This window comes from Rhodohalobacter sp. 614A, from assembly GCF_021462415.1.
Classification (GTDB): Bacteria; Bacteroidota; Rhodothermia; order Balneolales; family Balneolaceae; genus Rhodohalobacter.
In genome coordinates this window covers 2,027,332-2,046,743 of sequence record NZ_JAKEDS010000001.1, presented here as the reverse complement: position 1 = coordinate 2,046,743, position 19,412 = coordinate 2,027,332, and the positions used below count along the sequence as shown (strand labels likewise).

The window sequence follows — 19,412 nt, the reverse complement described above, 5'->3', positions numbered from 1 at the left end:
GAAATTACCTGCCTTAGCTTCTTTTTGTTTTTCAGGTCTTTAACTATTATCTATCAGCTCTTAAAGTAAGCCCAATTATATCAGTAGATTAGCCTTAGGGTAAAATAGCTTTTGCCTTGCAGGTGTATTTGATTCTCATGATCCAGTAGATGAATCAAAAAACTCCTTAATCCATAAACAGGACTTCAAATTATGAAACGAATACTCACAGAAATTCTACCGGCCGCGCTTTTGATAGGTTTTGCAGCACTTTCATGCACGCAACAGCAAGAACAACCAGATGAAATGGAATCAAATCGTTTAACATGGGATTCGGTGCAGGATACAACCGATGTTTTGGTGAGTATTACTGGATTTTCCGGGCCGGAAGCCGTTCGATACGATCCGGACAATGATGTCTATTTTGTTTCCAATTTTAATGGAGATGCTGCCGGCGATGCCAACGGATTTATATCCAGGGTTACTCCAGACGGAACCATCGATTCACTGCGATTCATGACCGGATCCGAAATGCACCCCCTGCATGGTCCTCGTGGTATGTACATTTCCGGGGATACACTTTGGGCAGCTGATGCGCATGGCGTTCACGGGTTTGATACAGAATCCGGAGAGTTATTGGAATTTATAGATTTCACAAATCTCGAACCCGGCTTTCTAAATGATGTGGTTTTGGGGGCTGACGGTTATCTCTATATCACCGATACTGGGAAATCTGCTGTTTATAGAGTAGAAGACGGAACTCCCACTGTTCTGGTTGAAGATCTCCCCGCTCCTCCCAATGGAATAACGATTGATGCCGATAACAACCTGATTCTCGCCCCCTGGGAAGGAGCAACTATGTTCCCCACTCTTGTTGTGGGCGACCAAGGATATGCAGAATACACCAATGCCCAAAGCGGCGGTAATTTTGACGGAATTGAATTCGTAAACGGACGTATGATTGCAGCAAGCCAGGCAGATTCAAGCCTGCATGTGTTTTATGAAGGAGAAAATTATATAACAATCCATACTCCGGGACGACCGGCAGATATTGGTCTGGATACGCAAAGAATGCAAGTGGCTGTACCTTATATTGCCCTTAACCGGGTAGATATTTGGCAACTCCCTACGGAATGATTATTTGCTTTTTTAAACCATGATTATTTAAATCAGGTTTTTTTATATCTCCGTTTAACTTTTGGAATGTCTCCAACCGCTATCAGGTTTAAACAATTGAATCAATAAACGATTTTTTTGATAACAAAGAAGAGTGATGACTGAGATTTCAAAACCCCAAAAAGGCGATAAAATGAAAGCTGTAGCCATTCATCAATTTGGTGGCGCTGATGAGATACAGATACAGGAATTCCCAATTCCTGAAATAGCACCGGACGAAGTGTTAATTCGTGTGCATACCGCCGGTGTAGGTATCTGGGACGCCAAAGAACGGGAAGGTTTATTTGCGAAGGCGAATGGTGGTAAAAATCCCGATTTCCCCAAAACGCTGGGGCGGGAAGCTTCAGGAACGATTCTAAAAATCGGGAATGATGTAATGCATTTTCATGAAGGCGATAAAGTTTACATAAATGGCTCGCCGAGTCCCACGGCAAATTTGTATGCTGAATATGCAACGGCAAAAGCAAAGCATGTCATGCCGATTCCCGAAAACCTCAGTATGCTCGAAGCCGGTGCCCTTCCGATTGCCGCTATCACGGCTTTGACCGGATTAGACGACATTTTAAAACTCCAGCCGCATGAAACAATCATCATTTTTGGAGCAAGCGGAGGACTTGGTCACCTTGCCGTACAGCTTGCAAAAACAATGGGAGCACGAGTTTTCGGGGTCGCCTCGGGAAAAGATGGTGTAGATATTGTCCAAAAACTGGGCGCAGATGGTGTTGTGAACGGGCATGACAAACATTTTATAAAAACTGTCAAAGATTTTTCCCCGGATGGTTTTGATGCTGCATTGTTTACAACCGGTGGAAAAGCGGCAAATGAAACCATGAAAATGATTAAAGATTGCGGGCGTGCAGCTTATCCGAACGGAATTGATCCTGAACCGAAAGCTATTAAAGGAATAAATCTTCAGGCTTATAGTATGAACTCATCGCCTGAGGTTTACAAAAAACTGAATAACCTAATTGAAAAAGACACATTCCATGTTCATATCGCGCGAAGCTTTCCCCTTGAAGCCGCGGCAGAGGCGCATCGGCAGATGAACGATCATTATGTTGGAAAATTTGTCCTTGAGGTTATTTAAAAAACGAAACCTGCAAAAAGCCAAATTGCAGGAATTGTACAGACTTTCGAAAACATTTCCCTTTCTTCGCTGTTCCTGCATCTTGTTTTGATGTAATCCTATTGACTTTCACAAGATTCTAAACGACAATTGTTTAAAGAGGATGTTCATCTTTAAATATTAAAAAATCTTTGCTCTATGAATAGACCTGACACTATCAATTATCTGGAGCTTCCCGCAAGCGATATAATGGCAACAAAGAAATTTTTTGAAACGGTTTTCAACTGGTCCTTCCAGGATTACGGACATGAATACACCGCTTTTAAGGAAGACCATCTGGATGGCGGATTCTACAAATCAGATAAAAAATCCTTAACAGAAAATGGTGCAACTCTGATTGTTTTTTACAGTAACGATCTGGAAGCCACTCAGGAAAAAATTCAGAGTGCAGGCGGACAAATAGTCAAACCAATTTTCTCATTTCCGGGTGGCCGCCGGTTTCATTTTACCGAGCCAAGTGGAAATGAACTTGCAGTATGGTCCGATAATTAGGAAATTAATTGGACCATGAAGAAGTTTGGTTTTTTGATTTTACTATCGCTGTTCATCATCCAGTGCGTCACTGCTCAAAACACAGAGTATTCTGTTCACCTGAATTCAGGACTGTTCTCTTTTGGAGGCGAATCTGCAACGAAGAGTTCAATCATTATTGTCAGTGATATCGGCTCGATCGATAACTACACGAATAATCCATATGGAACGGAAAGTGCCTTTTCGTATGGCATGGCAGCACAAATCAGGCGTGTAACCGATCGCAGATTGCTTGCAGGACTTCAAGCCGGGTATGAAATGTTAAAAAGCAAAGTCCATATCAATGGTGTGTCCGGTGAATATTCAGTAACACCTGAAGTTCTGGATGGCCACACAGTACTCTCTCATGGATTTATGACCCTTTATCCTCATCTGGGAAAAAGGTTCACCTTTACTAAAGTTGAAGCCGATCTGGTAATTGGCCCGGAATTTGGATTCAACACCGTTACCCGGGAGAAAGGCGAAGCAAATCTCGGAAATAACACTACAGTTGAAACCGATACAGAAAGAAATAGTCCCGGAACCGATATCAGAATTACGCCATCCCTGACGGTATACTATAATAGCTGGGGAATTTCGGCAGGATATTCCTATGGATTACACAACTATTCGGCAGATTTAATCGGAGGTAACAGAGAGCGGTACTCACGGTTTTTCCGTTTTGGGATTACGTACAGGATCAAATAGTTCTGTACACGAAGACGGATATGACTCGTATGGAAATCAATCTGCGTTAATAAATGAATTTTTTAAAATGAATGATTTCATATTTCACAAGCTTCCTGAACAACTTGGGGAGATTGAAATTGCTACAAATGAAAGCGGCTTCTCCATGCCGTCTGAAAGAAAAACCGGCTCACTTCTGAAGACACTGGCTTCTTCAAAACCGGGCGGAAAATTTCTGGAACTTGGTACAGGAACCGGACTTTCCACGGCCTGGCTTCTTTCTGGAATGTGTGCAAATTCTTCCCTGCTTTCTGTTGATAATGATGAAGCTCCTCAAAAAATTGCTGTCCGATATCTGGACTCCGATCCCCGTGTAACATTTCTTTGTGAAGATGGATTTAAAGTTATACAACATCAAAAAGCAGCATCCTTTGATTTGATTTTCGCGGATGCCTGGCCGGGAAAATATTTCTTACTGGATGAAACTCTTGAGCTTTTAAAGCCTGGCGGATTTTATGTAATTGATGATATGCTGCCTCAATCCAACTGGCCGGAAGGTCATGACCAAAAGGCCGCCCAGCTTTTGGAAATTTTGCATCAAAAAGAAAACTTTTCCGTTTGTCAGCTTGAATGGGCTACCGGTGTTGTCATCTGCACCCGGCTTTCATAATTCGAAACAGATTACTTTCCATGAAAATTGAACACATCGCTATCTGGACCAAAAACCTGGAACAGTTAAAAGAATTTTACGAGAACTATTTTGATGCAACTTCAAATGAGCTTTACACCAATCAAAAGAAGAACTTTCAATCCTATTTTTTAACATTTGACTCCGGAGCCCGGCTGGAAATCATGCAGCGACCTGATATCGAATCCGCATCAAAATCCCCCGAAAAAGAATACTTTGGATATGCTCACCTGGCGATCTCAGTGGATTCAGAAGAAAAAGTAAATGAACTGACAGAAATCCTGAGAAATGACGGCTTTCCTATCCTGGATGGCCCCCGAAGAACCGGTGATGGATATTATGAAAGTGTGGTTTCCGATCCAGATGGAAATCGAGTAGAGATTACAACTTGATCCTGTCCGTAAATGTACGTTTCAGAATCTTGCGGTTAACGGCACTCTTTTCTAACATTTGTTTACGTACCAACCTTTTTTGAGGGTCCCGATACAAAATTCTCATGCTCTTTCTAAAACAACCATATCCATTTTTTCATCAGGGCAAAAAACTGCTGACCATCGCTGCCCTGATCCTTATTTTTGCATTTCTTTTCGAGTTTTTGCTGGAACCATTTAATGTTGCTCGAAGTGAACACTATTTCAGCTACTGGATTATAAGCCTTCTTCACTCAGCAAATGCTGCCACCATTTACATCCTTTTCTCTTTCGCTGCCTCTCAATTCATCAATGAAGAGGACTGGAAAATCTATAAAGAGATCTCCTTTTTTATGATTCTTTTTTTGCTGATCGGAAGCGGGCAATTTTTCATACGAGAAATGATTTATGATAATCCGTTTAATGTATCGCTACGGTATTTTATTGAAGAGATTAAAAACACATATCTCGTTGGGACGATCATTCTTTTTATTATTTCGGTAATCAACCTGAAGTTTCTTACGAAGAGAAATCAGCAAAGAGCAAATCAGATCTCTGTCCCTAAAATGGAAATTGAATCCGATCCTGATACAATTAAAATCGAGGCACAACTCACTTCAGATCACTTTGACTTGCCGCCGGCCGATTTGCTTTGTATCAAATCAGACGGAAACTATCTTGAGTTTTTTCTTAAAAACGGAGAGAAATCTCAAAAGAAAGTTAAAAGGATGACGCTAAAAAGTGCTGAAGATCAATTGTCTTCCTATGCTTTTATCATCAAGACACACCGGGCATATTTGGTCAATATTCAACAGGTAGAAAAAGTGTCCGGCAATGCCCAGGGGTATCAACTTTCCATCAAAAACCTGGATTTCCAGGTACCGGTTTCCCGCAGCCGAATTGAATTATTTGACCGGGTTTTTGGGTAGTCTTTGTTATTCGTAACAAAAGCTTGCCATTCATCACAACGCCTAAACCTGTCCATTTCGGCAACGTAGATTCGAATCAAACAGAAATAATAAATCTGAAATGATTCATGGAAACCTCTAATCAACCTAAAAAAATCCGCCGATACGATCTTGACTGGCTTCGCGTCATTGTCTTTGCACTTTTAATCTTGTACCACGTCGGAATGTTTTTTGTGCCCTGGGGATGGCATATCAAAAACAACGAAATTTACGAGTGGCTTCGCTGGCCGATGCTCTTTGTCAACCAGTGGAGACTGCCAATACTTTTCGTCATCTCCGGGATGGGAACAGCCTTTGCCCTCTCCTACCGATCCGGCTGGCAATTTATAAAAGAGCGCCATATTCGTCTGCTTATTCCACTGCTCTTTGGCATGCTGGTTATTGTACCGCCCCAGGTTTATGTAGAACGCCTTGCTTACGGTTCATTTACAGCTTCCTTTTTTGATTATTTAATGGGTCCGGCTTATACAGGAATTTATCCTGAAGGAAATTTTAGCTGGCATCATTTGTGGTTTCTGCCTTATCTGCTGGTATACTCAATAATTCTTGCGCCGGTTTTTCTTTACTTTCGTAATCATCCCGAAAACATTTTTTTAAATGGATTGAGAAAGTTGCTGCTTAAAAATCCTTTCAGCCTTTACCTTTTTATAATTCCTCTTTATCTCTTTGAATCTCTTATGGAACCGTTCTTCCCGATTACTCATAACCTGGTATGGGATTGGTTTAATTTCATAAGCAGCCTTACACTTTTCCTCTATGGTTTTCTGTTGATCAGTGTGAAGCAGGAATTCTGGATCGCGGTTGATCAGATCAAATACAAAACGCTTTGGATTGGCATCATTTCATTTGGCTGTATGATTGGAATTCGGATGATATTCGAAGATTCCACACCTGTTCACTTTACAGAGGCAGCTTTTAAAGTGGTCAATCTCTGGTCGTGGATTCTTACTCTTTTTGGATATGCTGCGGTTTATTTAAATCGTAAAAGTTATGCGGTTCAATACTGCAACCAGGCCGTTTATCCTTTTTATATTCTGCATCAAACCATAACGGTTATTATTGGTTTTTACCTGATGGATCTTAATTGGGGATTGGCTCCAAAATTCGCGTTAATGGTGATCGGAACCTTTGGTATCAGTTGGCTTATTTACGAATTTTTGATCCGAAGATCTGCCATTCTTCGTCCCCTTTTCGGAGTAAAGGTAAAAATTTGAATCGCGTCGCCAGACCAATCTATACGTACAGTCAATTACAAATTGAAAAATATTTCAGAATTTATTGAAAGAGTCGCGATAACTGGCAATTAGTTTCAGGTACTCCTATTTTTCAGTGAAGCTCAATTCAGTCATTTCTTAGTAAATGATGTAATTTCTTTTTTGGATCACCAGCCATCTATTTTGCCGACACAGACGGCAAAATTTCTTTTTAGAAAAGTCTCTTAACTCTTTGAAAATCAAATATTTCAGCTATTTGCAAGTCATACAGTATTAAATTATTATAATAATTCTTTAGAATTGATTGTATTGGCATTGAATTATCGCTGAGGGTACTTTGAAAATTATTCTCTCCCCTTTAATGAAAGACGTACGAAGCAAATATCATTGCCAGTTTTGGGGAGGGCTCCTTTCCGTCTTCTTTTGGTTGATACTTACTGGATGTGCTCAACCAAATGTTGACAATACACAGGAATTAACACCGCTTCAGATTGGCATCACTTCTACCTATCAGGGGGAGGCCGCTACGTATGTTGCTTTGGATAGAGGTTTTTTCCAAAAAAATGGATTAGACGTTACTTTAAAATCCAATCCCTCGGGAAAAGTTTCGCTGAAAGATCTTTTTGATGGTACTGTTCAAATAGCTCATGTAGCAGAAACAGAAGTTCTCTATTCGCTTTTAGACACAAGTTATTATTCGGGAGAATCTGCCCCTTCTTTTCAAATTTTTGCTGATATGGTCTACTCCAATAAGATTCAGAAAATCATTGCAAGAAAAGACCATGGAATCTCCGAACCTGTTGATATGGTCGGCAAAAAGGTAGCCTTGCTTGAAGGCACACAACTCGATTACTTCCTTGACTCTTTCCTGCTGGAACACCAGATCTCTAATGATGAATTTGAGACGATTAACATGGATCCGAAAGAGCAGGTGGAAGCCATTAAAAATGGAGAAATTGATGTGGCCGTACTTTGGGAACCTTATGCTTCATTTGCTCAAAATGAGCTGGGGGAAAATGCAACATATCTTAAAACAGATCTGACGTATTCCACTTTATGGCTTTCAACAACACACGCTTCGTATGCCGAATCTCACCCCGAAGTATTACGCTCATATCTGCGATCCATTAAGGCAGCGCAGGATTATATCAAAAGGAATCCCGACTATACGCAGGAACTTTTGGCACAACGGACCGGAACTCCTGTAGAAGTAGTCAAATCTCTTTGGAGTGAAATTGATTTTGAACTATCACTCAGTGAACGAATGCTCACTTTACTTGAAGACCAGGGCCGATGGATGATTCGTAATAATTATGCTGATAGAACCATCGAAGACATGCAACAATTTGTGAATTTCAGACCCATGCAGGACGTTCACCCTCGCGGAATCACAGTGGTAAGATGACGATTAAATCACGCCTGAATATCGTAACAATTCTATCGGTAGGTTCCGTTATTGGCCTTTATCTTTACTTGTGGTATTCCACATTCCAGGTCGACCAGCATTTTGAGCAAATTGACCAGATCAGCGATTTTACAAAAACGGTATCAGAACTAAACCTGGTTATTGATAACTACCTTGAGTACAGGGAACAACGCCATCTGGACAGTTGGAATATTCTTTTTAACCGGTTGACCTATTACGAAAAAAACATTGAAGATCTCTCCGAAACCAATGTTATTTCCAATTCTTTGTCTTCAATCCAAAGTGCATTTCAGCTGATTGAAAAAATCAGGCAAAATCCCGAGGCCTATCCGGATATCATTGACCGGTACCGGCTCCTTGAGCGGGCAGAGTCGCGAATACGATCCGATATACAAATGCTGCTGACTATCTCCCATAATATTGCATCGAACCGCAGAGAAACGATACGGGAAATACAGGTCAGCCAGCAAATCAACTTCCTGATGATTATGATTCCGGTGGTGACGCTTCTCGGATATCTTTTGTACCAGCTAAGAACCCGTATCAAAAATTCTCTGAAAGAACTTCTGGAAGGAACTCAACAAATTGCCAAAGGTAATCTTGACTTACGGGTTGAACTACAAGGCAATGACGAACACAAACGGTTGGCGGAGAATTTTAACCTGATGACCCAGCGCCTCCAGGAGCAAATTAATAAAGAACGGGAGGCACGCGAAAAAGCTGAGGAAAATCAAAAACGATGGGAAGGGCTTGTTGAACAGGATCCGAATTTGGTTATGATTCACATAGACGGTGAAATTCAGTTTATTAATCCTGCGGGTGCTCAAATGATGGGAGCCTCCACACCCGAAGAACTCATCGGAAAATCTGCCTATGATTTTTTCCTTCAAAGTGAATCTCAGATAAAAAGAAAAACAGATAAACCCAATAAAAGAAACGGAATTAACACACCGGCAATTCGCAAAGTATATGGCCTCGATAAAATTGAACGCTTTGTACAGATAGAATCTGTCCCCATCCGGTATTTTGGGCGTGAAGCATCTCAAACAGTAGGATTAGATATCACGGATTATATCAAGTATGAAAATGAACTGGAGAAATCCATCGAAGAAAAAACCATCCTGCTTCAGGAAGTTCATCACCGTGTGAAAAATAACCTGGCAGTAACATCAGGACTTCTTTACATGCAAAGAGTCTCCACCGATAATCCCGAAATTGAAAACCTGTTAGGGGAAAGTGAACGGCGGATTAAGACAATGACTCTGATTCACGAATTGCTCTATAGTTCATCTGATTTGTCTTCCATCCCTATGGATGAATACATCGGAAACCTTGTAAATTTAATCCAAAATAGCCTGGACCCTGAGAAAAACATAGACGTGACAATTTCTTCTGATTCTTTTGCAATTAACGTGACCCAGGCCGTTCCCTGTGCCTTGATTCTGAATGAGTTGATTTCCAACTCTTACAAACACGCTTTTAAAAATCAGGAAACCGGTTTGATTGATATTTCTGTCCATCAAAAAAATGGAGATATAGAGTTTGCCGTGCGTGATAACGGAATAGGAATTCCCGACGTTTTTCTAAGAGAAGATGGGACATCGCTTGGCCTCACCATTGTACGAACCCTTATCAGACAGGTGGAAGGTACATTCGAAATTAAGAATGATAGAGGAACCGCTGCCCGTTTTCAGTTTAAAAAAATTGAAAGCAAGCCATCAGGCCATTCCACGTAAGCGGCGTGGGCAACCTCTATAAAAAGACCACATTTTATTTTTTCCATAAAAAAAGCCTGCTACTCCATTAAGAAGCAACAGGCTCTTTTGCTCACTTCTGATATTCTCTCGTTAGAAATAAAACATCAGTCCGGCAGTAAATGCATTTGAATTCAGATCTGCGTCTTCGAATGATTCCTCATTATCATCAGGGTTTAAAAAGATGTACCTGTAGTCCACATTCAGGGCAACTTTTTCGTTGAATGGAAATTCAGCTCCAAACCCAAGATGATAACCCATATTAAAACTGCTGTCATCATCCTCTGCAAATTCTGCTAAGGCCCCTTCATAGTCGTATTTGGTGTAATACGCGCCAATACCGGCTAATCCATAAGGTGAAAAACTGTTGCTGATTGGTGCAAAAAGCATCAGTGATGCCGTTACAGGAATAGAACTGGTTTTTACGGTATAGTCACCAAAACCATATTCCTGCCCTGCACGATAATCCACAGCTCCTTCAAGACCCACCACTGCGCCCAATCTGAGCCGTGCCTGCAATCCTCCATAAAAATTACCTTCGTCAGCATCTGTTGCTTTATAGTATCCTAAGCGAGGACCTATACCAAATGCATCCTTAATTGCTGCGCGATCTGATGCGCTCTGAGCACTTGCTGCTACTGTAAGTGCTCCCATTAAAAACGTCAGAAGTAATAATGATTTCTTCATGATATTTCTGTTTTCTTGATTATTTCAACTTCACACTACTTAAAGCACGGTGAATGTGGATATGTTCCCACTTTTTTTGTTTCGGCCTTTATGAGCTCATTAAAGCCAAAAAAGTGCACATATGATTGAAAGTTGCTTGCAAATAGTTTTTTCGCTAAAATTTTAACTGGCTTTAAATGAGTTTCAACAGCGCTTTTCGGGGTAAAAAATCAAGGTAATTAGACTCCTCAACTATGATGTTTAAGAAGGCATATTCGAAGGAGATTGAACTTTTGGATAAGGAATTGGAGATAAACCGAATCTATATCGGTGAAATCCTTGAAAAATTTCCTGAATTCAAAAACTATCTTGCTTCTGCCATGTTTGCCAAACCACATGAAGAGCAAATGCCAAAATGGGGAATGTTCTTTATGGATGAATTCCCCGAAGAAACCACAGAAATTATTGATGAATATACACCTACCTTTTGCGACGGAGAAGTAACTTTTGGACTCAGTATCCAGGGCAGAGATACCATCTATACGGCTGCGTTTGATCACGCTCTTCTCGATTCTGAAATTTTAAGCTTTTGTAAATCCGACCACGAGGCGGTTCTGATTCGGTCCGATAAACGCCTGTCCATTTACCATCAGGGAAAGATTCATATTTGTGAACACCGTTTATGGCGCACTCTTGGCGAACTGAATACTGCGCTCAAAAAAATCGAGATGCATTTCCCGGATCTCGATACCGAAAATTTCTCAAAAATACTGAGGTTTGCCTATTACGAACTTTCACTTCGGGGAATTGGGGCAACGATTGTGTATTGGCTGGATTCAAAATATCAACAGACAGCGTCTCCCATTAAAGATACCTTTAACCTCGACTTTAATACCCCGAGTCACCAACAGATGCTGAAACAGTACATTACATATAACGACGGTGCCGTCATTATCAACCATGAAAACAGAATTTTAGGCGGCCAAACCCATCTGTCATACAGCGAGGCCAGCAAAAAAATGATTGAAGCGTACGCCGGAACCCGCCATACATCTGCACGGCGTTTCAGCTACGACTATCCACAAGCCATCATTGTAACAGTTTCCATGGACGGACCGGTGTCCATCTTTTCTGATGGCTGCAACCTTGTTACGCTCGACTATGCCTCCATTCAACCCAATGAAGAGTTGATTGAAATTGTACGCGAATATAACGACATACCCGCCTCTGAAGATGAATACGAAAGGGAATGCACTAATTGCGGAAAACATTATCACATCACCGTTCTGGATTTCCCCGGTTGGGAAGAACAAAAAAACGCCAATTGTGATGTCTGCGGCAACCTGATTGATTCAGCAAATTGTTTTAAAATCGATCAGATTTTATTGAAAAAAATTTCGTGAAAATTGATTCGATTTTTCAAATAAGATAACGCCCTTCTTTTTGTATTTAATTTTATTTTGATCAATAATAAAATTGCATTAAATAATTATATGCAATACCATAATTGCTTAATTATTATTAATCAAATTTTAATACCTCTTGCGCAGTCTTTCCCGAAAAGAGTTTATTATCAAAAGCGGTACCCTTCTTGGCGGTGCCTATACTTCACTTCTGGCTTTAGATCTTTTAAAAGCAGCGCCCGTCCACAGGTTTGATTTATCCGAAACCCATGATGCCAAACATGTTCTCATTCTTGGCGCGGGACTAACGGGATTAACAGCCGCTTACGAACTTCAAAAGCTGGGATATCATTGCACAATCCTGGAAGCGCGTAACCGAATCGGCGGAAGATGTTGGAGCGTTCGAAATGGAAGTTCCAATGAAGAAACGGATTTGGGTTCGCACACAGCTTCTTTTGATGACGGCCTCTATTTCAATGCCGGCCCAAGCCGTATTCCGCATCACCATGATTTGACGCTCCATTATTGCAAAACACTGAATGTTCCGCTGGAAATCTATAATAACATCAACGAAGCGGCATACTTTTTCAGTGAAGGAGAAGGCCCGCTTTCCAACCAAAAAATTCGTGCCCGCGAAATCCATAATGATGTACGCGGACATATGGCAGAACTCCTTGCCAAAGCTGTGGATCAGCAAGCGCTGAATTTAAGTATGTCACCCCAAGACGTGGAAAAATTCATTCAATACCTGCGGGCTGAGGGAGGATTGGACGTTGACAAACTGTACAAAGCATCTGCCCGCCGGGGATATAAAACATCGCCCGGAACAGAGCCCGGTGAAGTTTCTGAAGCTTATAGATTGAGCGAATATCTTTCTTCCGGGTTGATGGAGCCCGATTTTTACAATGTTGCCGAATATACATTGGAGCTCCAAATGACAATGTTCCAGGCGGTTGGCGGTATGGATCGGATTGCTCAGGCACTGGGTGAACAGGTTCATGCTGATATTCATCTTGGGGCAGAAGTTTCATCTATCAAGAATAGTGAGGATGGAGTTACGGTAACGTATTCCAAACCTGAAGGCGAATCTCAGATCGAAGCAGATTTCTGTATCTGCACAATTCCCTTATCAGTCCTGACGTACCTGGATCATAATTTTTCCGGGAATGTGACGCGGGCCATCGATTATTCTTCCTACAACACTACAGGTAAAATAGGCCTTCAATTCAAACGGCGCTTTTGGGAAGAAGATGAAGGAATTTATGGCGGAATCACCCGAACCAATAACGATCTGACCCAAATTTTTTATCCCTCAAATGATTATCAATCAAAAAAAGGAATTCTGATTGGCAGCTATCATTTTGGTGACAGCGCCGATCGTATCGGACGCCTCTCGTACCCCGAACGCGAACAATTTGCACTTGAAAAAGGCCGTATGATTCATCCCCAATACAGCGATGAATTTGAAAGCTCTTTTTCGGTAAGCTGGCACAAAACAAAATTCAACCTGGGCGGTTGGGCAGAATACAATTCCCAGACCCGCGAAACCATCTACAAGGTTCTGCAAGAACCGGAACGGAACGTCTATTTTGCGGGAGAACATATGACATACCTTAACGCCTGGATGGCAGGCGCATTTGAATCGGCCCGCAGTGTTGTAGGTAAAATTCACAGCCGCGTTAACGAACAACATTTTGAATATCCCAAAACCAGTGGTTAATCCATTAAACAGGAACACATCATGGCTCATAAAATGAACAGAAAAGAATGGCTGAAATCTGCAGGAACCGTCATGGCCGGCGGACTTGGATTTGCAGCGCTCCCGATTGGTCTCTTAAATGGCAGATCAAAAATGAACAAACCCTTGCGACCGATAACTTCTCCCCGCAGGTTTATCTCTGATGAGGAATTTGGCAGACAGATGATGCCACCCGAAATCAAAGCGCGGCTCTTTGCAAATGAAAACCCTTTCGGGCCATCCGAAAAAGCCAAGCAAGCTATCAGAGATTCCATTGATGGAAGTTATCGCTATGCGATGCGCGAAATTGGCATGCTCTCAGGGAAGATCGCTGAATATGAACAACTTCCTTCGGAAAATCTCATGTTCGCCGCCGGATCATCCCCACTCTTGTTAGCTGCTTCTCTGCATTTCAGTCAATTGGGGAATATTGTTACAGGTGAACCCAGCTATGCAGATCTTCCTGAATCGGCGGAATCATTTGGGGCTGAAGTTCGATGGATTCCGGTGAATGATGAATACAAACTGGATCTGCAAGCAATGGAAGCAGCTGTTGACGAAAACACAAGCCTCATTTACATCTGTAACCCAAACAACCCCACCGGTACAAGTTTGGAAGCCGGAGAGCTTGAATCTTTCTGCAAACGTGTTTCAGAAAAAACTCCCGTCTTTATTGATGAAGCATACATCGACTACCTGGATGAACCGGATAAAAACAGTATGATACACCTGGTAAAAGAAGGCTACAATGTGATGATTGCCCGAACATTTTCGAAACTATATGGGTTTGCCGGTCTTCGCGTCGGTTATCTCGTTGCAAGCGAAGAAATGATTGAGACTTTGGCACCTTACACACCCGGCCCATTTTCAATTTCGGCTACATCTTTGGCCGCCGCTGCAGCTACCTATATGGATGAAGAGTATATGTCGGATGCCAAAGCCAAATCGGCCGCAAGCAAGGATTTTTTACTCCAAACGCTTAAGCAGGAAGGATATTCACCGATTCCTTCAGATACAAATTTTGTCTTGTTTCCAATCCATATGGATGGAGAACGGTTTATCATGGAGATGAGAAAGCGCGGAGTTGGAATCCGTTCATGGGCTTTTGAAGGAAAAACCTGGTGCCGGGTCAGTATTGGCAAGATGGAAGAAATGGCATTTTTCGCTGACGCTTTTACACAAATCTCATAATTAAACTATGTTTTACCCAAAAAAATCTCTCTTCATATCTCTCATATCTGTTTTATTGCCTCTCGGGGTTTTAGCCCAAGCCGGTTCTGATGTCAATCCAAGGCCGATTACCTTGGAAGAATATGAATTGGCTCATACTCAAACCATCGAAGATCTGGACAATGTAACGTATGTCAAATTTGATGATGGCCAGTACATTTTTGATCGTTACGAAATGCGAAAGCCGATTTATATTACCGGTGACGACGGCCTCCGAAAACGGGTGGATATCTATAAATTTATTGTCCGGGACGGCCTTCAGGAACTTGGTACTATGATTTTTTATACGAATGAAAAAGATGAGCTTTTCAAAGCATTGGTTCCCAACTATACGGCAAGCGGAGACGTTTGGGAACGTTACTTTGAAGACATTCATAGTATCAACAACACGGAAGAAAATTTTGTTCTGAAACTCTCTTACGTGATCTCCAGAGAGCTGGCTTTCCAGATGTACAAAGGCATGAATAACGGCCAATTGACCGATACGGAACATGCTACGTACGGCTCAGACATCTGCTTTCCCGGCGATCAGCTTGTAACACTTGATTCAGGCGAATCTTTGCCTTTACACCAAATTAAAAAAGGCGACAAAATTATAGCTTTTGATCCGGCTTCAGGAAACAGCTCAATGATTGAAGTCAGTAAGCTTGTTTCACATACTCCTGAAAATTATGCCATTTCTGAACTTACACTTCTTCAGGATGAAAAAAATCAAACGGAAAAAGGCCTGTTCATTAACCTGAGTTTTAAAACGCTCAAGGCAACACCCAATCATCCAATGATGACAAATGAAGGCAAAAAAGAGATTGGAAAAATCCGGGAGGGCGAAGAAGTTTTGACCTGGAATCCAAAAAATAAATCTTATGAATCCTACACTGTATTTAATACCCGTGAACTGACAGACGGTGTTCAGCCGGTTTATAGTATTGAAGCAGAAAAAGGATCTACATTGTTAATTAATGGAGTGGTTGTCCGGCAGAAGTAATTTGAATTCTATATAGCAGGTAAAACGAAGGATTTGTATTCTTTGTAATAAACAAACTTGCTACTTATGAAGACTTCTTTTGAAAACAAATCTACTATTGAGGATATTCGTCAGCGTTTTGATCATGATGTTGAACGATTCTCAAACCTTGAAACGGGCCAGCAGGCAACGATTGATGCGCCGCTGGCCATGGAACTCATCACCCGTGCGGCCGCCAGTACCAATCCTGATGCAAAAAATATTTTAGATATCGGTTGCGGAGCCGGCAATAATACACTCAAACTGCTTGAACTGCTTCCTCATGTGAATTGTGATTTGGTAGATCTCAGCAAACCCATGCTGGAACGTGCTGAGTTACGAATCTCCGAAATTTGCAAAGGTAAAATCCGGACCTTCCAGTCAGATTTCAGAGAAGCAGACCTTCCTTCAGAACAATACGATATTATTATTGCGGCGGCGGTACTTCATCATCTCCGATCCGACAACGACTGGGAAACAGCCTTCCAGAAAATCTATGACCTGACTGCCCCCGGTGGAAGCATCTGGATTACTGATCTGATCAGTCATGAGCATGAGATTGTCCACGAAATGATGTGGGAAAGATATGGCAACTACCTCGAATCGATTGGCGGAGATGATTACAGGAACAAAGTTTTTTCCTATATCGAAAAAGAGGATACCCCCCGCCCAGTCACCTGGCAGCTTGATCTGCTGAGAAAATCCGGATTTAGCCATGTAGATATTTTGCACAAGAACTCTTGTTTCGCGGCTTTCGGTGCCGTTAAAACAGATTAGAATCAATCATGAATTTCGTTTATTTAGCGGATCGCCCTGATGCCATTCCCACGATTGCCGAATGGTATTTTAACCAGTGGGGATATCTTCAGGATGTAAGTTCCATAGAGAAAACCATTCAACTCTTGCATCAATATTTAAACCGGGACAAAATTCCACTCATCCTCCTTGCTGTTGAAAATGATGAAATTGTGGGTGCTGTTCAGCTAAAATTCTATGAGATGAATCTTTACCCCGAAAAAGAACATTGGCTTGGCGGGGTTTATGTATCGGACAAACATCGAAAGAAAAAGATAGCCGAAAAGCTTGTGAAGAAAGCTGTTGAAGTAGCAAAATATTACATGGTCGAAACACTTTATTTACAAACCGAAAAACTTGACGGGGGGCTGTATAAACGCCTCGGCTGGACACCGGTTAACAGCGCGAAGTACAATGGAAAAAAAGTTCTGGTTATGAAAAGACAGTTATAAAAACGTCGATGCTATAGATTGGAGTGTGCCCCTTTTGATTTAACAGGAAAACGAAATCGAATTCCAAATCCCGGATTGCTGAAAATTTCGTATTCGGCTCCGAGTTGGCCTAACGACGTTTTAACAATCGTGACCCCAAGTGAGGAGGCTTTTTCAAAAAAATCTACTTTAAAACCTTTTCCGTTATCCACGTATTGAATTTCTATAAAGCCTTCCTGCTCTTTCAAATCAAGTGAAATTTCAGGGTTACTAACGCCGCTAAATGCATGCTTGTAAGAGTTGGTGATCAATTCATTAAGAAGCAAACCAAGAGGAATGGCCTGGTTAATATTTACACTTAATCCGGTAATATTCATTTTAATGGTTACGGGATTTTTGCCATCGTCGTAGGTTCGCTTTAGACGACTTACCAATTCATTTATATATTCAACAAAACTTATTTCAGAGAAATTATCGGTTTGATAGAGTAACTCATGAACAGCCGAAATTGAGTAGATTCGGTTTTTTGTCTCATAAAGGTTCAATTTCGTTTCTTCACTGACGACTTCGGAATTTTGCAACTCAATCAGCCCAACAATAATTGCCAGGTTGTTTTTTACCCGGTGGTGGACTTCTGAGAGAAGAATATTTTTCTCTTCAAGAGAATTTTCCAATTGCTGTTCATATTCTTTTTCCTTTGTAATATCCTCAAGGAGTATCATCATACGCTCTTCTTCTCCAATTACATTGCTCACATGCATACGAAACACTCTCTCAATACCATCTTTTCTCCTTCTTCTTACCTCGTAGTTAAGAACCCCGTCATTTTTCCTGACGTCACGCATAATTCTCTTGAAGTCCTCTTTATATTCATGGGTAATGTGCGGCAGTAATTTTCCCTGAACCTCCTCCTGTTTCCATCCCAGCATTTTCTCAGCAGCCGAATTCCAAAAATCCAGAACAATACCTTCTGAATCGATTACATAAATGCCTATCGGCGCTGCATTTATAAAAGCTCTGAACTGATCATTTGCTATTTTTGAAGTCCGCTGAGCCGAAGAAGATTTCTGAGTTAAAAAGAAACTAATAGCTACCAATACACTGAGGATGACCACAAGAGCCAATACAAGCGTATTGTCCGAGATAGAATTTATATCGGCAAAAAGGTGGTTCGGAATCATTGTAACCGACCAAACACCGTTATTTGCATCGCCAACTTCAATTGTACTATTTACGGCCATTTCAGTGAACACATCGGTTCCCTTCGAACTCCCAAACGTATAAAAAATAACTTCCCTTTCATCGGTTATCCTGACATGGTATTCATCCAGTCCCCGCATGATATCATTAAACCGCTTGGTAAAGTCCATCCCGGCTGTAATGGTACCATAGAAAGTGCCATTAATGTATACCGGCTCATCCACAAGAAAAGCCTTATCGCCCTGAACCAATTCAAGCCAGTGCGTCATATTAAATATGGAATCGTTTCGTGCCTGTAACCAGTCTGACCTCCTGTAATCCAGCCGGGAGATATCCAGCCCTACCGCTTCTTCATTTCCCTCGTACGGCTCCACTCTCTGTATGGTCATCGTACTGTCAATCCACTCCACAAATTTGAACGTCTCTTCCGTTTCCACAATTTGTGCGGCATCGCGGTTCCAATATTCAAAATAGGCACCGTCGGTCATTTCAAGACGCCTTTTTAGATTTTCCAACCGGCTAACATTTTCTTTTAAAGTAACATCGAATTGCTGCGATATAAGCCTTCCGGTATCCGTTACTTTGCCGGCCAGAGAGGATTCAAGTTTTGTTTGATTTACACGCCAAATAACCATCGCAAGGATGCTTAAAAACAACCCGATACCCACCGAAATTATAAGCCTGTAATTTTCAAAATTCTTCATACCCAAAAGTTTGCCAAACCTTCTTTGATGGATCTCTTTTTAAAATTACCGCGGAAACATATTTGTAGCTGGAATTCCCCAACTCTAAGAAATTTTTTTGATTTATAGAAACTCTTTGAACAGCATTCTAAAATCAGAAAAAACCCGAATTTATCCCGACTTCAGTAACTATATGTGCGCCAATAGAAAATGCGTTTCTTCCCTCTTTTGATATTCCCAAACCAAATAGAACCTATGCTTTAATTTTCAGTTTGATTTTATCACTTTACCATATATGCCATAGTTTTGTGTAAGATTTACAGAT

General features: G+C 41.3%; 18 protein-coding genes. 16 read left to right on the top strand and 2 right to left on the bottom strand.

Features of this window, described 5'->3' with window-relative positions; all coding sequences use genetic code 11:
* Positions 1-192 precede the first annotated feature (192 nt).
* The 10 genes from L0B18_RS08385 (at position 193) to L0B18_RS08340 (ending at position 9,920) form a co-directional block, all read left to right on the top strand.
* Positions 193-1,116, top strand: a complete 924-nt coding sequence (locus L0B18_RS08385) for an SMP-30/gluconolactonase/LRE family protein (RefSeq protein WP_234571246.1) — start codon at positions 193-195, stop codon at positions 1,114-1,116.
* 136 nt (positions 1,117-1,252) lie between these two features.
* Complete coding sequence (locus L0B18_RS08380) at positions 1,253-2,242, top strand: quinone oxidoreductase family protein (RefSeq protein WP_234571244.1); 990 nt, start codon at positions 1,253-1,255, stop codon at positions 2,240-2,242.
* Positions 2,243-2,419: 177 nt separating this feature from the next.
* Positions 2,420-2,773 (top strand): VOC family protein, encoded by a 354-nt coding sequence (locus L0B18_RS08375; protein ID WP_234571242.1) that lies wholly within the window; start codon positions 2,420-2,422, stop codon positions 2,771-2,773.
* A 15-nt stretch (positions 2,774-2,788) separates the two neighbouring features.
* Positions 2,789-3,499, top strand: a complete 711-nt coding sequence (locus L0B18_RS08370; RefSeq protein WP_234571240.1) for a hypothetical protein — start codon at positions 2,789-2,791, stop codon at positions 3,497-3,499.
* Positions 3,500-3,566: 67 nt separating this feature from the next.
* Positions 3,567-4,148, top strand: coding sequence for an O-methyltransferase (locus L0B18_RS08365; protein ID WP_234571238.1), 582 nt, complete (start codon positions 3,567-3,569; stop codon positions 4,146-4,148).
* Positions 4,149-4,168: 20 nt separating this feature from the next.
* Positions 4,169-4,558: a VOC family protein gene (locus L0B18_RS08360; protein WP_234571237.1), complete on the top strand. Its 390-nt coding sequence runs from the start codon at positions 4,169-4,171 to the stop codon at positions 4,556-4,558.
* Positions 4,559-4,662: 104 nt separating this feature from the next.
* Positions 4,663-5,505 (top strand): LytR/AlgR family response regulator transcription factor, encoded by an 843-nt coding sequence (locus tag L0B18_RS08355; RefSeq protein ID WP_234571235.1) that lies wholly within the window; start codon positions 4,663-4,665, stop codon positions 5,503-5,505.
* 107 nt (positions 5,506-5,612) lie between these two features.
* Entirely contained in the window at positions 5,613-6,758 is a 1,146-nt protein-coding gene (locus L0B18_RS08350) for an acyltransferase family protein (protein WP_234571234.1), read from the top strand.
* Positions 6,759-7,119: 361 nt separating this feature from the next.
* The gene (locus L0B18_RS08345) at positions 7,120-8,163 is read left to right on the top strand and encodes an ABC transporter substrate-binding protein (RefSeq protein ID WP_234571232.1); all 1,044 of its coding nucleotides are present in this window, start codon (positions 7,120-7,122) and stop codon (positions 8,161-8,163) included.
* Positions 8,160-9,920, top strand: a complete 1,761-nt coding sequence (locus L0B18_RS08340; RefSeq protein WP_234571231.1) for a sensor histidine kinase — start codon at positions 8,160-8,162, stop codon at positions 9,918-9,920. Before L0B18_RS08345 ends, L0B18_RS08340 begins: the two co-directional genes overlap by 4 nt.
* Positions 9,921-10,031: 111 nt before the next feature.
* Here L0B18_RS08340 and L0B18_RS08335 read toward each other — a convergent pair whose 3' ends face one another.
* Entirely contained in the window at positions 10,032-10,625 is a 594-nt protein-coding gene (locus L0B18_RS08335; protein ID WP_234571229.1) for an outer membrane protein, read from the bottom strand.
* 233 nt (positions 10,626-10,858) lie between these two features.
* Here L0B18_RS08335 and L0B18_RS08330 point away from each other — a divergent pair, with 233 nt between their 5' ends.
* The 6 genes from L0B18_RS08330 (at position 10,859) to L0B18_RS08305 (ending at position 17,225) form a co-directional block, all read left to right on the top strand.
* Positions 10,859-12,007: a DNA integrity scanning protein DisA nucleotide-binding domain protein gene (locus L0B18_RS08330; RefSeq protein WP_234571227.1), complete on the top strand. Its 1,149-nt coding sequence runs from the start codon at positions 10,859-10,861 to the stop codon at positions 12,005-12,007.
* A 139-nt stretch (positions 12,008-12,146) separates the two neighbouring features.
* Positions 12,147-13,727 carry a flavin monoamine oxidase family protein gene (locus tag L0B18_RS08325; RefSeq protein ID WP_234571225.1) on the top strand — a complete coding sequence of 527 codons (1,581 nt, stop codon included), beginning with the start codon at positions 12,147-12,149 and terminating at the stop codon, positions 13,725-13,727.
* A 21-nt stretch (positions 13,728-13,748) separates the two neighbouring features.
* Positions 13,749-14,936, top strand: coding sequence for a pyridoxal phosphate-dependent aminotransferase (locus L0B18_RS08320; protein WP_234571223.1), 1,188 nt, complete (start codon positions 13,749-13,751; stop codon positions 14,934-14,936).
* A 7-nt stretch (positions 14,937-14,943) separates the two neighbouring features.
* On the top strand, positions 14,944-15,960 hold the full coding sequence (locus L0B18_RS08315; RefSeq protein WP_234571221.1) for a Hint domain-containing protein: 1,017 nt from the start codon (positions 14,944-14,946) through the stop codon (positions 15,958-15,960).
* Positions 15,961-16,026: 66 nt separating this feature from the next.
* Positions 16,027-16,755: a class I SAM-dependent methyltransferase gene (locus L0B18_RS08310; RefSeq protein ID WP_234571219.1), complete on the top strand. Its 729-nt coding sequence runs from the start codon at positions 16,027-16,029 to the stop codon at positions 16,753-16,755.
* Between the two features lie 8 nt (positions 16,756-16,763).
* The gene (locus tag L0B18_RS08305) at positions 16,764-17,225 is read left to right on the top strand and encodes a GNAT family N-acetyltransferase (protein WP_234571217.1); all 462 of its coding nucleotides are present in this window, start codon (positions 16,764-16,766) and stop codon (positions 17,223-17,225) included.
* 11 nt (positions 17,226-17,236) lie between these two features.
* On the opposite strand, the gene L0B18_RS08300 is transcribed toward L0B18_RS08305, so the two are convergent.
* The gene (locus tag L0B18_RS08300) at positions 17,237-19,108 is read right to left on the bottom strand and encodes a sensor histidine kinase (RefSeq protein WP_234571215.1); all 1,872 of its coding nucleotides are present in this window, start codon (positions 19,106-19,108) and stop codon (positions 17,237-17,239) included.
* Positions 19,109-19,412 lie beyond the last annotated feature (304 nt).

What these genes read in the sequence shown, in the direction of transcription:
- L0B18_RS08385 (WP_234571246.1), top strand. Translation starts at nt 193, where the DNA reads ATGAAACGAATACTCACAGAAATTCTACCGGCCGCGCTTTTGATAGGT.
- L0B18_RS08380 (WP_234571244.1), top strand. Translation starts at nt 1,253, where the DNA reads ATGACTGAGATTTCAAAACCCCAAAAAGGCGATAAAATGAAAGCTGTA.
- L0B18_RS08375 (WP_234571242.1), top strand. Translation starts at nt 2,420, where the DNA reads ATGAATAGACCTGACACTATCAATTATCTGGAGCTTCCCGCAAGCGAT.
- L0B18_RS08370 (WP_234571240.1), top strand. Translation starts at nt 2,789, where the DNA reads ATGAAGAAGTTTGGTTTTTTGATTTTACTATCGCTGTTCATCATCCAG.
- L0B18_RS08365 (WP_234571238.1), top strand. Translation starts at nt 3,567, where the DNA reads ATGAATGATTTCATATTTCACAAGCTTCCTGAACAACTTGGGGAGATT.
- L0B18_RS08360 (WP_234571237.1), top strand. Translation starts at nt 4,169, where the DNA reads ATGAAAATTGAACACATCGCTATCTGGACCAAAAACCTGGAACAGTTA.
- L0B18_RS08355 (WP_234571235.1), top strand. Translation starts at nt 4,663, where the DNA reads ATGCTCTTTCTAAAACAACCATATCCATTTTTTCATCAGGGCAAAAAA.
- L0B18_RS08350 (WP_234571234.1), top strand. Translation starts at nt 5,613, where the DNA reads ATGGAAACCTCTAATCAACCTAAAAAAATCCGCCGATACGATCTTGAC.
- L0B18_RS08345 (WP_234571232.1), top strand. Translation starts at nt 7,120, where the DNA reads ATGAAAGACGTACGAAGCAAATATCATTGCCAGTTTTGGGGAGGGCTC.
- L0B18_RS08340 (WP_234571231.1), top strand. Translation starts at nt 8,160, where the DNA reads ATGACGATTAAATCACGCCTGAATATCGTAACAATTCTATCGGTAGGT.
- L0B18_RS08335 (WP_234571229.1), bottom strand. Translation starts at nt 10,625, where the DNA reads ATGAAGAAATCATTATTACTTCTGACGTTTTTAATGGGAGCACTTACA.
- L0B18_RS08330 (WP_234571227.1), top strand. Translation starts at nt 10,859, where the DNA reads ATGATGTTTAAGAAGGCATATTCGAAGGAGATTGAACTTTTGGATAAG.
- L0B18_RS08320 (WP_234571223.1), top strand. Translation starts at nt 13,749, where the DNA reads ATGGCTCATAAAATGAACAGAAAAGAATGGCTGAAATCTGCAGGAACC.
- L0B18_RS08315 (WP_234571221.1), top strand. Translation starts at nt 14,944, where the DNA reads ATGTTTTACCCAAAAAAATCTCTCTTCATATCTCTCATATCTGTTTTA.
- L0B18_RS08310 (WP_234571219.1), top strand. Translation starts at nt 16,027, where the DNA reads ATGAAGACTTCTTTTGAAAACAAATCTACTATTGAGGATATTCGTCAG.
- L0B18_RS08305 (WP_234571217.1), top strand. Translation starts at nt 16,764, where the DNA reads ATGAATTTCGTTTATTTAGCGGATCGCCCTGATGCCATTCCCACGATT.
- L0B18_RS08300 (WP_234571215.1), bottom strand. Translation starts at nt 19,108, where the DNA reads ATGAAGAATTTTGAAAATTACAGGCTTATAATTTCGGTGGGTATCGGG.